This is a genomic window from Streptomyces diacarni (assembly GCF_003323715.1).
GTDB classification, from domain to species: domain Bacteria; phylum Actinomycetota; class Actinomycetes; order Streptomycetales; family Streptomycetaceae; genus Streptomyces; species Streptomyces diacarni.
This window is the reverse complement of record NZ_QOIN01000035.1, coordinates 42,364-56,777: the sequence shown is the minus strand read 5'-3', so window position 1 is coordinate 56,777 and position 14,414 is coordinate 42,364. Positions and strand designations below refer to the sequence as shown.

The 14,414-nt window shown below is 71.4% G+C and carries 10 protein-coding genes and 1 pseudogene; 8 read left to right on the top strand and 3 right to left on the bottom strand.

Translation table 11 applies throughout. The annotated features are described in order from the left end of the window. The first annotated feature begins 284 nt into the window (after positions 1-284). Positions 285-1,805 (top strand): Na+/H+ antiporter NhaA, encoded by a 1,521-nt coding sequence (gene nhaA / locus DTL70_RS07920; RefSeq protein WP_245979117.1) that lies wholly within the window; start codon positions 285-287, stop codon positions 1,803-1,805. A gap of 20 nt (positions 1,806-1,825) precedes the next feature. On the opposite strand, the gene DTL70_RS07915 is transcribed toward nhaA, so the two are convergent. Continuing rightward, positions 1,826-3,160 carry a glycoside hydrolase family 183 protein gene (locus DTL70_RS07915; RefSeq protein ID WP_114021152.1) on the bottom strand — a complete coding sequence of 445 codons (1,335 nt, stop codon included), beginning with the start codon at positions 3,158-3,160 and terminating at the stop codon, positions 1,826-1,828. A gap of 203 nt (positions 3,161-3,363) precedes the next feature. On the opposite strand from DTL70_RS07915, the gene DTL70_RS07910 reads away from it, so the two are divergent. From DTL70_RS07910 to DTL70_RS07900, 3 genes are all read left to right on the top strand, one after another. After that, on the top strand, positions 3,364-4,860 hold the full coding sequence (locus DTL70_RS07910) for a hypothetical protein (protein ID WP_114021151.1): 1,497 nt from the start codon (positions 3,364-3,366) through the stop codon (positions 4,858-4,860). Then, positions 4,860-5,693 (top strand): SDR family NAD(P)-dependent oxidoreductase, encoded by an 834-nt coding sequence (locus DTL70_RS07905; RefSeq protein ID WP_114021150.1) that lies wholly within the window; start codon positions 4,860-4,862, stop codon positions 5,691-5,693. The genes DTL70_RS07910 and DTL70_RS07905 overlap by 1 nt, the downstream gene beginning before the upstream one ends. A gap of 133 nt (positions 5,694-5,826) precedes the next feature. After that, positions 5,827-6,471 carry a dihydrofolate reductase family protein gene (locus tag DTL70_RS07900; protein ID WP_114021149.1) on the top strand — a complete coding sequence of 215 codons (645 nt, stop codon included), beginning with the start codon at positions 5,827-5,829 and terminating at the stop codon, positions 6,469-6,471. Between the two features lie 42 nt (positions 6,472-6,513). Here the strand turns inward: DTL70_RS07900 and DTL70_RS07895 are convergent. Both DTL70_RS07895 and DTL70_RS07890 read right to left on the bottom strand, forming a co-directional pair. After that, a pseudogene (locus DTL70_RS07895) lies at positions 6,514-7,208 on the bottom strand (DUF5701 family protein). A gap of 259 nt (positions 7,209-7,467) precedes the next feature. Then, on the bottom strand, positions 7,468-8,196 hold the full coding sequence (locus DTL70_RS07890) for an MBL fold metallo-hydrolase (protein ID WP_114021148.1): 729 nt from the start codon (positions 8,194-8,196) through the stop codon (positions 7,468-7,470). A gap of 87 nt (positions 8,197-8,283) precedes the next feature. Here DTL70_RS07890 and DTL70_RS07885 point away from each other — a divergent pair, with 87 nt between their 5' ends. The 4 genes from DTL70_RS07885 to DTL70_RS33220 all read left to right on the top strand — a co-directional run bounded on the left by DTL70_RS07885 (position 8,284) and on the right by DTL70_RS33220 (position 14,335). Further along, a complete protein-coding gene (locus DTL70_RS07885; RefSeq protein WP_114021147.1) occupies positions 8,284-8,679 on the top strand; it encodes a DUF3592 domain-containing protein in 396 nt (131 codons plus the stop codon). 137 nt (positions 8,680-8,816) lie between these two features. Further along, positions 8,817-9,278 carry a hypothetical protein gene (locus DTL70_RS07880; RefSeq protein ID WP_245979114.1) on the top strand — a complete coding sequence of 154 codons (462 nt, stop codon included), beginning with the start codon at positions 8,817-8,819 and terminating at the stop codon, positions 9,276-9,278. Further along, on the top strand, positions 9,275-13,555 hold the full coding sequence (locus tag DTL70_RS07875; RefSeq protein ID WP_342776465.1) for a DUF6531 domain-containing protein: 4,281 nt from the start codon (positions 9,275-9,277) through the stop codon (positions 13,553-13,555). Before DTL70_RS07880 ends, DTL70_RS07875 begins: the two co-directional genes overlap by 4 nt. A 9-nt stretch (positions 13,556-13,564) precedes the next feature. Continuing rightward, on the top strand, positions 13,565-14,335 hold the full coding sequence (locus DTL70_RS33220; protein ID WP_147266749.1) for a hypothetical protein: 771 nt from the start codon (positions 13,565-13,567) through the stop codon (positions 14,333-14,335). The last annotated feature ends 79 nt before the right edge of the window (positions 14,336-14,414 follow it).

Here is a 14,414-nt window from a genome sequence, read left to right as displayed (position 1 = left end):
CAACAGCCCCCCACCCCCTCAAGGCGGTTCCGTGGGCCATGCGCCGCCACGCGCCGCCGCCGTGCGGGCAGTTCGCACCGGGTCGCGCCCGGTTCCGGAGGGAAGTGCTCCGTTTGCCGGCGCCAGGCCCCTGGCCTGGTATGCACGGACGGGTCCGCACGAGTACGGTGGCAGCGCGGCGTCAGGATCACGCCAAAAAATGTCATAGGTGTGCCGGGAAGTCTGGTCGGCGACGCGGGGACGTATCCCCCGCGTCCCACCCGTACCGACCCTCCGGAGCCACCATGACCCCGCCCCCGTCCCCCGCGGACGACGGCCGCGCACCGCGACAGCCCGAGAACACCCCCGACGCCGCGGAGCCCGACACGTCCGGCACCGCACGGTCGGGCGGCACCTGGGACTCCGCACAGCCCGGTGACGCCCCCGACACCCCACAGTCCGGTGACGCCGACTCCGCGCGGCCCGGCGCCCGGGCCGCGCTCTTCGCGCGGCCCTCCGCCAAGGAGCGGAGGCTGCTCACCGACGCGCTGCGTACCGAGACGGTCGGCGGCACGGTGCTGCTGGCCGCCGCCGTGGTGGCGCTCGTCTGGGCGAACACCCCACTCGGCCACCTGTACGAGACCGTACGGGAGTTCCACTTCGGCATCCCGGCGCTCGGCCTGGACCTGTCCGTCGAGCACTGGGCCTCGGACGGCATCCTCACGATCTTCTTCTTCGTCGCCGGCATCGAACTCAAGCGCGAGCTGACCGTCGGGGAACTGCGCCGCCCGGCCGCCGCCGCGCTGCCCATGGCCGCCGCGGTGTGCGGCATGGCCGTACCCGCGCTCTTCTACGTCGCCGTCAACGGGGCACGCGGCGGCAGCCTCGACGGCTGGGCCGTGCCGATGGCCACCGACATCGCCTTCGCCCTCGGCGTCCTGGCCGTCATCGGCACCAACCTGCCCTCCGGCATCCGCGCCTTCCTGCTGACGCTGGCCATCGTCGACGACCTGGGCGCGATCCTGGTCATCGCCGTCTTCTACACCTCCACCCTCAACTGGGCGGCGTTCGCGGGTGCCGTCGCGGGGCTGGTGCTCTTCCGTGTCCTCCACGTCAACCTCCGCGTCCGCGGCTGGTACGTGTACGTGCCGCTCGGCGTCCTCATCTGGGGGCTGGCCTACAACAGCGGCGTGCACGCCACCATCGCCGGCGTCGCGATGGGGCTGCTGCTGCGCGTCGCCCCCGACGACCCCGCGGACCCCGGCAGCACCTCCACCGCCGAACGCGTCGAACACCGGGTCCGCCCGCTGTCCGCGGGGTTCGCCGTGCCCGTCTTCGCCCTGTTCTCCGCCGGTGTCGCCGTCTCAGGATCCGCGCTGGGAGAAACCTTCCGGCAACCGGAGGCGCTCGGGGTGATGCTCGGCCTGTTCGCGGGCAAGTTCGTCGGCGTGTTCGCCGGCACCTATCTGACGGCCCGCTTCACCCGCGCCCGGCTCAGCTCCGACCTGGCGTGGGCGGACGTCGCCGGGGTCGCGATGCTGGCCGGTATCGGCTTCACCGTCTCGCTGCTGGTCTCCGAACTGGCCTTCACCGACGCGGCCGTCACCGAGCACACCAAGGCCGCCGTCCTCATCGGCTCCCTCGCCTCGGCGCTGGTCGCCTGCGTCCTGCTGAAGCTGCGGGACGCGAAGTACCGGGCGCTGTGGGAGGAGGAGACCCGCGACGAGGACCTGGACCAGGTTCCCGACATCGACCAGGAGGTCGACCCGGTGCGCCGCCCCACCGAGGCCGCCCGAAGGCAACGCGAGCGCGACGACAACCCCTGACCCCTGACCCGAGAATCTCCCTACGGGGCTTCCGCCGGCCCGATGTCGAGCCGGAGGAAGCGCGGCCGGTACAGCGCCACGTTCCGCTGGATGGCACCCGTGTCGGTGCCCAGCACGTTCACGTCGTAGCTCAGCAGCAGGCCGTCGCCACCGCCGCCCTCCCCGGGGCCGGAGAACTCCGGATGCGCCTGCGGGTTGTACGGCACCGCACCCAAGCGGCCCGCCCCCTCGGGCAGCGGCGGCTTCGCCACCCGGTGCGGGCCGCGCCAGGGGCCGGTCGGCGAGCAGGCCCAGTACGAGACGACATCCGTGATGCCGCCCCCGTCCGGGGCCCCGGCATCCATGGTCAGCAACAGCCACCCCGCACCGTGCCGCGCCACCGTGTACGTCCCCGTGGCGCCGCGCTGAGCCGTCCTGCCGACGAGTATCGGCTCGGACCCGGCAGGATCCGACCGCCAGCCGCCCCCGGACGGACCCGCTCCGGGGGAACCGCTCCAGTACCGCCAGGCCTCCGGATCGTCCAGCTCGCCGCGCGGCACACGGGCCACGTGCGCGCGGGACGCCTTGCCTTCGACACTGCCCTCGTCGGCGCCGAAGACGTAGGTCCACCGGCCGCGGGTCAACGCCGAGGTGCCGTACAGCACCCGGCGTTCGGGGTCGGTGTGGCGCGGCCGGTCGAGCGTGGTGATGCTCTCCAGCCGCAGTCCGGGCAGGGAGAACGTCGCCACCTCGGTCGCCCGGGGCACGCCGAAGATCCACGGCGCGCTGCCCGCCTCGCGCTGCCACAACAGGACCCTGACGACCTTCTCCGGCGCTCCGGGCCGCCGCCGCTCCACCACCGCCTGCACCGGCCAGCGCCACACCTCGCGCCCGTCGGAGGTGGCGGTACCGCCGAACAGGGCAGCCGGGCGGCTCTCGGTGCCCCCCAACAGCGTCCGCTCGAAGCGCCCGTCCTCGGACATGACCAGCGCCGCGTTGCGCACCCACACCGGGTCGGGCCTGCGACTGTGGTGTCCGCCCGCGTCAAACACCTGGTCGAGGAAGGTGTCGGCGAACAGCCACAGCGTCCGCCCGTCGGGCAGCCGCACCGAGCGGGTACCGTCACCGCCGGTCCAGTCGTCGTGCCGCGCGTTGTCGTTCCCGTACCGCGCCAGCTCGGCCGTCATCCGCCCCTCCGGACGCCAGCCGGTGACCCGCGCACCCGAGCAGCCACGCGTCGCCTCGCCGCCTGGCACGGACAGCCCCACACCGAGCAGGACGAGGACCGCCACCAGCCCCAGCCCGAGGCGCCACCGCCGCCTCCCCGACCCGCCCGGCCTGTTTCTCCCGCTCGTGAACCGTCCCTGACGCCGCATCCGGTCCAGGCTAGGCAGCAGCGGCCCTCCCCCGTACCGCACGCGGCCCACGGAAACGGGCCGTCCGCGGCTCAGCGCGGTGACTTGACACCCGGGCGAGCCCTGGTGCCCGTCGCGCCCCGGCGCCCGGCGCTGTCGGTGGCACCGCCTAGAGTGCTGCGCACACGAGGGGCGAGAACACGCGAAGCACGGGGGCGAGAGCGATGGCAGGTACTGCCGCCCAGCGGCAGGGGCCGGGGCCAGAAGGCGGCGGCGCGGCGCGCGGTGGTGACGCCGGGCGCGGCGGCGGCGCGGCGCGCGGTGGCGACCCCGGGCGCCGCGGGGCCGCGAGCGGTGGAGTGGCCGGAACGTCCAGCGGCGAGGCGCTGCTCCGCTCCGAGCTGGCGCCGCGCGAGTTGTGGGCGCGGGTGGCGCTGATCGTCGGGCTCTGCGCGGGCTGCGGTCTCCTCGCCTCCGGCCTCTACGACTACACGCACGCGAGCCGCCCCGAAGGGCTCGCGGCGAACCTGTCCCTCGCCGCCGGCGCCGCACTCGTGCCGACGACGCTCGCCCTGCTGGCCCCGCTGCGGGCCCGGAGCCGTGACCGGCGCAGACTGATCGAGCTGTACGGCGTGCCGAGCGGCGCGGGCAGGGCGGAAGTCAGGTTGCGGGGGCGCCGCTCCGGCTGGCTGGGCATGTCCGTCCTCGCGCTCACCCTCGCGTTCGTCTTCCTCGCCGCGGGACTCGGCCAGGCCCTCTCCTCCGACCCGTACGAGGAGCCCGACCCCACGGTGTACGGCGCCATGCTGGCCTGGGCCGTGATCCTGACGGCAGCCGGATGCGCGGGCATCGCCAAGAGCCGCAGGTACCGGGCGCGCGCGGGCGTCGTCACGGGCACGTACGGAGCGGGCGCGGGCACGTACGGAGCGGGCGCGGGCACGTACGGAGCGGGCGCGCCGGACGGCGCGGGCCGCCGCGGCACCTCCCGCACCACGACTCCTCCCTCGCCCAGGGCCGCGCTCTACGCGCGGCTCGGCGGGCAGCCCGCGGCGCCGCACCGCCTCAGCCCCCGTCTGGACGCCCGCATCCAGCGGCTCTCCCGCCCCGCCGCCCTGGCCCTGGCGACGTCCGCCACGCTGTTCGGCTGCGCGCTGGCGGGCGCGACGATGCTGGTGCCCCGGTACGTGGGCGGCGGCAGACCCCTGTTCTGGGTGCTGTCCCTGCTCACCGGCGTCTACCTGTGCGCCCTGCTGCTGGAGTTGATTCACTACGGGCCGCGGCGCCGCTATCTGCTGCTCGTTCTCTTCGCGGGGATAGCCCTCCTCCCCGTCGCCGGGGTCGGCTACTCCACTTCCGTTCTCCTGGAGCGCGGCGCGTGGGCGGACGTCGAGGTGACCGGGGAAAAGCACCACGCCAAGGGCGGCCCGACGTGCGAGCTGCGCTCGCTGTCCCCGCGGGTGGTCCCGGCGGACACCTCTTTCAGCATCGGTTGCGACGGCGCCGAGGTCGGCGACACCTTCCGCGTCTACGCCGACCCGCGGGGCGAGGCGGGCCCGCGCCGCTCGTCGCCCAGCAGCCTGGCGAGCTTCTTCATCGGCTGGGGCGCCGCGAGCACCGTGCTTCTGGGCTGCGCCGTCGGGGCCGCGCTGCACGGCCACCGCCGCCGCACCGAGCTGGGCCTCACCGGGCCGGACCTCACCACACGCGAGGGAGAACGCTGATGCCGTCGACCGACAGCGCACGCGGCGCCGGGGCGGAACCCCCGGCGGCAGGGCAGCCGCACCCCTCCGACGTGCCCGTCTACCCCGACCTGGCGGGCAAGGTCGCCGTGGTGACCGGTGGTTCGCGCGGCATCGGAGCCGAGACGGGCCGGGCTCTGGCCGCGCAGGGCGTCGCCGTCTGCCTGGTGGGGCGGGACCGTTCCGCGCTGTTCGCGGTGGCCGAGGAGATTGGCAAACGGGGTGGCACCGCGATCGGTGCCGTGGCGGACGTGACGGACGCGGGCGCCCTGCGCCGCGTCGCCGACCGGGTGGCTGCCGAACTCGGCCCCGTCGACGTCCTCGCCGCCTTCGCGGGCGGTCAGGGCTCCCCCACACCCACCCTCGACCTGACCGAGGAACGGTGGCATCAGGTCCTCGACGCGGAGCTGACGTCCGCGTTCTTGACCGTCCGCACCTTCCTGCCCGGCATGGTCGAGCGGTTCAGCGGCAGCATCCTGACCCTGTCGTCGTCCGCGGGCCGCCAGCCAGGGCAGGCCAACCTCGCCTACGGCGTCGCGGGCGCGGGCCTCACCATGCTGACCCGCCAACTCGCCACGGAACTGGGCCCCCAGGGCATCCGCGTCAACTGCCTCGCCCCCACGGCTGTCCGCACGGAGAAGACCGCCGCCACCATGCCCAAGGAGGCCCAGCACAAGCTGGCGCTCCGCCACCCTCTGCGCCGCATGGGCGAGCCCGGTGACATCGCCTCGACCGCCCTCTTCCTCGCCTCCGACGCCGCGGGCTACCTCACGGGCCTCACCATCGACGTGGCGGGCGGCCGCATCACCAACTGACGGCTCGGGCTCCGCCGGAGCCCAGAGCGGCGGCGCCATGCCGTTGACCGCCCTGGACAAGCCGGTTCCGTCTGGGCGATGAGTTTCGCCGTCCCCGATGGTCCAACCGTCACCGACCACCAAGGAGAGTGACGTGCGCCAACTGCTGAGGGTCCAGAACTTCACCGTCTCGAGTGACGGTTTCGGCACCGGTGAGCACCAGAGCGAGGAGAGGCCGTTCGGGCACGCCGAGCCCGAGGAGCTGTTCGCCTGGGCCGGCGCCACGGCGAGCTGGCCGAACCGTGCGGACGCCGAGGGAAGCCGGGGCCTGGACGACTACTTCACGCGGGACTACGGCCGCAACATCGGCGCCGAGATCATGGGGCGCAACAAGTTCGGGCCCCAGCGCGGCCCCTGGCCCGACCACGCGTGGCAGGGCTGGTGGGGGGACGAGCCTCCGTTCCACACCCCGGTGTTCGTCATGACCCACCACGAGCGCCCGTCGTTCACCCTGTCCGACACCACCTTCCACTTCGTCGACGGCGACCCGGCCGCGGTCCTCGCGCAGGCGCGGGAGGCGGCGCGGGGCAAGGACGTGCGGCTCGGCGGCGGACCGACCGTCCTCAGGGAGTTCCTCGACGCCGACCTCGTCGACAGCCTGCACGTGGCGGTCCACCCGGTGAAGCTGGGGGCCGGGGTGCGGCTGTGGGAATCGCCCGACGAGCTGCTCGACCGCTTCCACCTGGACGTCGTGCCCAGCCCCAGCGGGGTGACGCACCACGTCTTCTGGCGCAGGTGACACCCGCCCGGCGGTGGCGTGGCCGCCGGGCGGGTGCCGTCCCTACGAGGCCGCGGCCCGGCGGTCGGCCGCTGAGGCGAAGCCCAGCCAGGTGTGCCGGTTGCCGGCCCAGCACCAGCCGACCTTGGGCGCGTTGCGGCGCTCGCGGCCGTCCCGTCCGGTGCCGTTGCTGATCCAGAGCGCCGGGGTGCGGGCGTCCAGCGCGCCACCGGCCTTGCGCAGCCGGGAGCCGATGGTCATGAAGCAGCGGTTCCGCTCCAGGGCGGCGGGCTGCTGCACGACCCAGTGGATGCCCTCCGTGAGCAGCAGCGGGGTGCGTCCCTGCGCGGTGAGGGCGGGCAGCGCCTCGTTGGGGCTCCAGTTCGCCATCGCGTCACCGCGGTCGAGTCCGGTGACGAGGTAGAGCGGGGTGTCGGGCAGGGCGACCGTGTCGAGCGGGGCGAAGAGATCCGCGTCAGGCATGTCGGTGACGACGAACCCCGGCTTGTCCGGCTCTTCGTCGCGGCGGAGCAGCGGAGCAGCGGCGCGAGGGCGGAGGCGGGGGCCCGCTCCGGGTGAACGGCGAGGAGGGCACCGCTTTCGCCAGGTGGGTTCTGCGCCTCTCTCGCGAAGGTACGGACCTCCTCGGCGGACAGCCCGGCGATCCGGTGCACCCCCGCCTCGATCAACCGTTCGGCCTGTGCGCGCGGCTCAGGTAGCGGGGACAGGGTGGAGGTGTCGGGCGCGGTTTCGGTCACGATGCTCCTCGGGGCAGCGACGTGGGCGGGCTCGAACGTAACGAGGGGGCCGACGGTAGTGTTCCCGCCGTGTCGCAGACGTCCAGGTGACGTACGGAAAGACGCCCGAGGCGACGGAACCGCTGATCGATACCGGAGCCTCGCTTTGTTCGCGAAGAAGACGGACGGCACTCGTCGACGAGTTCGGGAAAGCAACTCGCGCTCGCGCGGAGTCGAACCGTCCACGACCGTGCGCACCGCGCTGGAGCTGCTGTGTGTGTCAGAGGGTAAGGACCATTCCTTCGTCTGCGGTCAGGATCTCCCCGCTGTAGGCGACGCCGGCCTCGGCGAGGGACTGCCTACGGTCGGCACCGGGCCAGAAGTGCGTCAGCACCAGGCGCGCCACGTCCGCGCGAGCGGCCCACTGGCCGGCCTGAACGGCGCTGAGTAGGTGCGGGTCGGCAGTCGTACCCTGCAGTGTCGCGCCGGCGATCAATGGATCCGCTCCAGCCGCCAGTTCGCTGAGCACGTGGTCGGGGCCGGCGTCGCCGCTGTAGGCCACGGTCAGGTTGGGGGCGGTCAATCGGACTCCCGCGTGTGGCACGTGATGCGGAAGGAGTCGCCCGTCCAGGAGGAAAGGACCGACCTGGTAACGGCCCGGCAGTGGATGCGGATCGAAGACCTCGCGGAGATCCTCCGTCGGCTCCATCGCCTGCACCCGGGCCAGTACCCCCGTAGGGCAGTACAGCGGTACGCGGTCCTGGCGACCGCCGTACAGCAGCACTCGGCACAAGGCGCTCAGATCCGCGCAGTGGTCCGGATGCTCGTGGGTGAGGACGACGGCGCCGAGCTCGTTCGCCGTGCACCGGGCCAGCAGCCGGGGCAGCGTCGCGTAGCCGAGGTCCATGACCAGGCGGAAGCCGTCGGCTTCCAGCAGGAAGCCGCTCGCGGCCCGCCCTGCCTCCGGCCACGCACCACACGTACCCAGCACCGTGAGGGAGTTGCGCATCGCTCACATGCTCCCACGAGGGAGTAGACGGGCCGTCAGTCGAGCGTCGGCGGACTCGATGCTCTCGCTTGATCGCGAGAACCGGACATGACGCGTGAGAGCGCCTCCCGAAGCGCTGAACAACTGCTGTCACAACCCGTGATCGCCACCAGGAGCCGCTGTGGGCACCGGATGAGGGGGCCGGGCTCGGAGTCGGGGGCCACGTTCACCGTTCGCACGTACGGGGGCACGACCGGGTACTACCCGATCGTCACCTGGACCACGGCCGCGGGGCGTGCCATGGAAACCACGTGGAATATCGCCCGCGTCCGCGAGCGGACAGTGGCCGTCGGTACCCGCGTCGAGGTGCGCTACGACCTGGCGAACCCCGACCGTTGGACGCTCCCGGACGAGAGTGGCGCGCTGTGGTGGCTCTTCGTCGGAATGGGCGCGCTCTTCGCCCTGATCGGGCTGGGTCTCCTCTTCGGGACGCTGTTCCTGTAGGTGCTGTGTGCGGAGCCGCGCTCGGCAGCAATGCGTGCAGGGGGAAGTTACCAACCGACTACACTCAGCTCCCTCCGTCCACAGTTTCGAGGCTCCGCCGCGTCGAGCCGCGCCGCGCCGAGTCGTAGGAGGCGCTGATGTCCGCTCCGGACCGCCCCGTCCACACGCGGGTGAACCACACCACCAGCTCGGACTACGGGGCGGGTGCGACCAAGGGCGGCGAGGTGCTGGGCATCCAGGTGCCCGAACTGAAGCTGGCGGCTCCCGTCTTCGGCGAGCAGAGCAGGAAGCTGAGCCGGGCGCTCACCACGTTGATCACGACGCTGGACGGGCTGGGCGAGCCCTGGGGCGACGACCCCTCGGGAAAGAACTTCGCGAAGGACTACCAGGCGAATCAGCGGTCCATCGAGGGCTCCGCGGGGATTCTGGTGCTCGGGCTGGTGAGCATCCACGAGGCGCTCGACGACATGAAGGACGGCCACGTCGACAACGAGCACCTGATCGAGGGCATGTTCACCAAGGTCGACCCCGGACATGGCAAGCACGGTGACCGCGAGGCGCACGGCCGCGGAGGCGACGGGAGCGGTGGCGGCTCGTGAGCGCCCTGGAGAAGGCGTGGGAGATCCTCGAGGGCATGGGGCTGATCTGGCCCGACGGTGACGAGGGGAAGCTACGGGACGCGGCCAAGGCGTGGCGGGCGTTCGCGAAGGACGCCGATGAGGTGCTGGGGGACACGAACCACTCGGCGCGCGGGATCATGGACGTCAACAGTGGCGAGGCCGTCGACGCGTTCGAGAAGTTCTGGTCGCGCTACGTCGGCAAGGGCGAGAAGGGCTGGCTGCGCAACCTTCCCGAGGCGGCCGGGGACATGGCGAAGGCGCTGGACGCACTCGCCGACGACATCGATGACACCAAGAGTCAGATCAGAAGCGAGATCGTCGGCAGTGCGGCGCTGATCGCGGCCGGGATCGTCTTCACCGGCCCCACGTTCGGGATATCCGACGTGGCGGCCGGTGCCGCGGCGACCCGGATCGTCACCCTCAGCGCCGAGAAGTCCGGCTCCCTGGCGGCCCGAGCGGGCGCGGTCTTCGCTCGCGTCACGCGGGCAGCCGTCCTGACCGGGGCGACGAGCGTCGCCATGGACCTGGCCGTGGCGCAGCCCGCGCGCATCCTGGCCGGGCAGCAGGACGGGATCAGTCTGGAAGAGGTCAGCAACGCCGCGAAGTACGGCTCCCTCTTCGGCGGTGTCTTCGGCGGTGGGCACACCTTCGCCCCGAAGGCGCCGCCCGCTTTGCGAGTCCGCTCCCTCCGGCCGAAGCTCATCAAGGAGGGGATGTTCTCCCGCTCGCCCTCCCGCACCCCCACCAAGGGCGAGCCGGTGGACGTGGCGACGGGAACGATGCTCATGGAGCAGACGGACCTGACACTGCCCGCCTCCCTGCCCCTCGTCCTCACCCGCACCCACCTCTCCTCACACCGGGCAGGCGTCCACTTCGGCCCCAGCTGGGCCTCCACGCTGGACGAACGCGTCCAGATCGACCAGCACGGCGTGGTCTTCCTCGCGGCGGACGGGATGCGGCTCGTCTACCCCGTCCCCGAGCCCCATCAGCCGCTGCTCCCGTCGAAGGGGCCGCGCTGGCCCATGGAGTGGGACGGCAAGCCCGACGGATCCCTCACCATCACCGACCCCGACTCCGGTGTCGTCCGCACCTTCGCCGACCCGCTGCCCTGCGGCGACCCCGAGGCCGCCCACCTCGCCCTGGTCTCCCTCCGGGACCGCAACGGCGCGAGCATCGAGATCGACCGCGACCTGAACTCCACCCCGCTGGCGGTGCGGCACTCGGGCGGCTACCACCTGAGCGTCGAGACCGAGAACCAGCGCGTCACGGCGCTGCGGCTGCTGCACGAGGCCCCCGACGCCTACGGGCCCGGGGACAGCACCCCGCCCCCGAGCACGCTGGTCATGCGCTACGCCTACGACGAGGCGGGCAACCTCACCGAGGTCGTCAACTCCAGCGGCACGCCCCTCCGCTTCACCTACGACCACGAGGGCCGCATGCTCTCGTGGACGGACCGGAACGGTGTCACCTTCCGGTACGAGTACGACGCGGCGGGACGCGTCATCCGCACCCTCGGCCCCGACGGCATCTACGACGGCGCCTTCGCCTACGACGAGGCGGCCGGCACCACCGTCTACACCGACTCTCTCGGCCACCGCACCACGTGCCGCTACAACACCGACGGCCAGGTCGTCGCCGAGACCGACCCGCTCGGCAACACGACCCGCACCGACTGGAACGACCGCGGAACCGCGCCCCTGTCCGTGACCGACCCGCTGGGCCACACCACCACCTACACCTACGACGAGGACGACAACCTCACCGCCGTCCACCTCCCCGACGGCTCACACGCCCGCGCGACCTACAACGCGCTGCGCCAACCCCTCGACGTGACCGAACCCGGCGGAGCCGCCTGGCGGCACACCTACGACGAGGCGGGCAACCTCACCGAAACCGTAGACCCGGCCGGGGCCACCACCCGCTACGGCTACGACGAGCGCGGCCGCCTCACCACCGTCACCGACGCGCTCGGCCACACCCGCCACCTCACCTGCGACGCCGCCGGGCTCCCCACCGCGCTGACCGACGCCCTGGGCCACACCACCCACGTCGTCCGCGACCCGTTCGGACGCATCGTCGAGATCTCCGACCCGCTCGGCCACACCACCCGCATGGCCTGGACGCCGGAGGGCAGACCGAGTCGGCGCGAGGACCCCGAAGGCGCCTGCGAGAAGTGGACCTGGGACGGCGAGGGCAACCTCCTCAGCCACACGGACGCGGCCGGCCACACCACCCGCCACACGCCGGGCCCCTTCGACGCCCCGGGCACCCGCACCGACGCGGACGGCGCCTCCTACGCCTTCGCCTACGACACGGAGATGCGCCTGACGCGGGTCACCAACCCGCAGGGCCTGCACTGGTCGTACACGTACGACGCCGCCGGACGTCTGATATCCGAGACGGACTTCAACGGCGCGACGCTCACGTACGAGCTGGACGCCCTCGGCCGTCTGGCCTCCCGCACGAACGCGGAAGGCCAGACACTCCGCTACGCCCGCGACGCCCTCGGCCAGGTGACCGAACAACACGACGTCTCGACGGACGCGACCACCACCTTCACCTACGACGCCGCGGGCGAACTGGCCGCCGCCACGAGCCCCACGGCAGACCTCGCCCTCACCCGGGACGCACTGGGACGCATCCTCACCGAAACGGTCAACGGCCGCACCACGACCTTCGCCTACGACGCGCTGGGCCGGTGCGTGCGGCGCACCACCCCGTCAGGGCTCACCTCCGCCTGGTCCTACGACGCGGAGAGCCGTCCCCGGGAGTTGGCCACCGACCACGGCACCCTCTCCTTCACCCACGACGCGGCGGGCCGCGAGATCGAACGCCGCACCGGCTCCCTCGTGCTGCGGCAGGACTGGGACCGCGCCGACAGACTCACCACGCAGACCACCCGCACCCCCACCGCGCTGCTCCAGCACCGCGATTACGCCTACCGGCCCGACGGCTACGTCACGGAGATCCGCGAACTCACCTCCGGCACGCGCCGCTACGATCTCAGCCCGGTCGGCCGCGTCACGGCCGTGCGGGCGCACGGCTGGCGGGAAACCTACGCCTACGACGCGGCCGGCAACCTCACCACGGCCCACGCCCCCGACCACCCCGCCCCCGGCGACCGCACCGTCGAGGGAACCCTCCTCCACCGAGCCGGACGCACCTCCTACACCCACGACGCCACGGGCCGCCGCACCTCCAAGACGACCCGCCTCCTCAACGGCCAGAAGCGCACCTGGACGTACGCGTGGAGTGCCGAGGACCGTCTCACGGGCGTCACCACTCCAACCGGTGACGAGTGGACGTACGTCTATGACCCGCTGGGCCGCCGCATCGCCAAACAGGGCCCGTCCGGCGAGAAGGTCACCTTCACCTGGGACGGCACCCGCCTGTCCGAACAAACCACCCCCGAGGGCCACACGACGACCTGGGACTACACCCCGGACACCCACCGCCCCGTGGCCCAGACGGACCACACCCCCCTCACCCCGGAACCCGGCACCTCCCTCCTCACCAAACTCACCGCCCCCCACCCCCGCTTCCAATCGGTCCTCACCGATGTGACAGGCACACCGACGGAGCTGGTCGACTCGGACGGCAACGTCACCTGGCGCCACCGCACCACCCTCTGGGGAACCCCACTCCCCTCCCCGACCCCGCCGAACACCCACACCTGCCCCCTCCGCTTCCCCGGCCAATACGCAGACGACGAGACCGACCTCCACTACAACTGCATTCGTTACTACGATCCCGAGACGGGCCGCTATCTCTCGCCCGATCCACTCGGCTTGGCAGCCGGAGCCAATCCGATGGCCTACGTGGTCAATCCCCACACCGGTTGCGACCCTCTCGGCCTCTACGACTGCGAAAAGGTCAACAAGGTAATCGACAAGGCCGTAGAACGAGCCGCAGGTGGGCGGCGCCGGACTGCGGGCAAATATCACGGCCACCTCACACCAGAAAAGGAACTGGAGATCCTCTCTCAACCAGACGGTGTCTACATATCACAGGGTGGCGCAGAGCGACTCATCTTCCACAAAGGTGAGGATATCGTCGTGATGGAGAGCTCTGGAGCCAAAGGTGGAAACGTAATTACAAGCTACGGCCCCTCGGGTCCAAAGAATGAAAGTGGTGCCGCAGCATGGGGAGGTTCCGCAACCGACCCGGGGCCGCCAGTAACACGCAAGCAACTGATAGAGGGCGGGATCCCTACTCCGAAGGGCGGAACCCTCCCTCCGGCAACCCCACTCCGATAGGCAGGATCGATGAGCAACAACACCTACCTTGAACTGGGGCCTGATGTCAGAGTGACCCCATCTGGCTCCCCTCTCTCGCAGACTCCCCGATACTCCCTTCCAGACGGTTACCTGACAGTCTCACCTTTTTATGACCTCCCCTCCCACGAAACTCTGCTCAGCGAGACGACGGGTAGCGTCGACTGGCTGTGGTCTGGCGATGATGAACTTCGATTCGAAACGACCGCTCGCCAACTCATCGGATGCGGTCTGACGGTCCCCGAGAAGCCAACTCCGCACGGATGGTCACCCGGAGAATGGTTCGAAGCACCCCGCACAAGTACCGGAATCCGTCGCCTGTCACCGAATAACTTCGATTGCCCTCCGATGGCGGAACGGTGGGTTAGTGACACCGGCGACGCACTCGTGTGCGTACCCGAAGATCCACCCACACCGAAGAAGAGTCTGCACCGCTTGAACGTCGGCCCTGACCTGGATTTCGTCTTTGTGGACGGCATGTACACGGGCTGGCTTTTCCGCAACCCCGCCCACTACCTTGTGCACGCCTGGGAGCAGCCACCCTCCCACCCAGTAGCGGAGGGGTCTTCGCTTGCGCTGCGCGATTACCTGCTTCTCTTCACTGAGTCGAATGTCGAACGGATGCAGGATGAAGACGTCCACCTCCTGCGTGAACTGGACGCACTGCGAACGCGGATCGCCGCGCTCTCAGTGGATCCGAGAAATGAAGTGCTGCGCAACCATGTCACTCGGCTACGAGAAGACTGGTACAGCAGCTCGTAGAGGCCGCAGAGCCATCTGTTGAAGCCGGCCTGGTCGGCCGAAACGAGGCCTTGACGCCTCGCTGTCTGCGAGCGTCACG

Bases quoted from the DNA above. Each gene is read 5' to 3' on its own strand.
- DTL70_RS07915 (WP_114021152.1), bottom strand. From the start codon at position 3,160: ATGCGGCGTCAGGGACGGTTCACGAGCGGGAGAAACAGGCCGGGCGGG.
- nhaA (WP_245979117.1), top strand. From the start codon at position 285: ATGACCCCGCCCCCGTCCCCCGCGGACGACGGCCGCGCACCGCGACAG.
- DTL70_RS07890 (WP_114021148.1), bottom strand. From the start codon at position 8,196: ATGCGCAACTCCCTCACGGTGCTGGGTACGTGTGGTGCGTGGCCGGAG.
- DTL70_RS07885 (WP_114021147.1), top strand. From the start codon at position 8,284: ATGACGCGTGAGAGCGCCTCCCGAAGCGCTGAACAACTGCTGTCACAA.
- DTL70_RS07910 (WP_114021151.1), top strand. From the start codon at position 3,364: ATGGCAGGTACTGCCGCCCAGCGGCAGGGGCCGGGGCCAGAAGGCGGC.
- DTL70_RS07880 (WP_245979114.1), top strand. From the start codon at position 8,817: ATGTCCGCTCCGGACCGCCCCGTCCACACGCGGGTGAACCACACCACC.
- DTL70_RS07905 (WP_114021150.1), top strand. From the start codon at position 4,860: ATGCCGTCGACCGACAGCGCACGCGGCGCCGGGGCGGAACCCCCGGCG.
- DTL70_RS33220 (WP_147266749.1), top strand. From the start codon at position 13,565: ATGAGCAACAACACCTACCTTGAACTGGGGCCTGATGTCAGAGTGACC.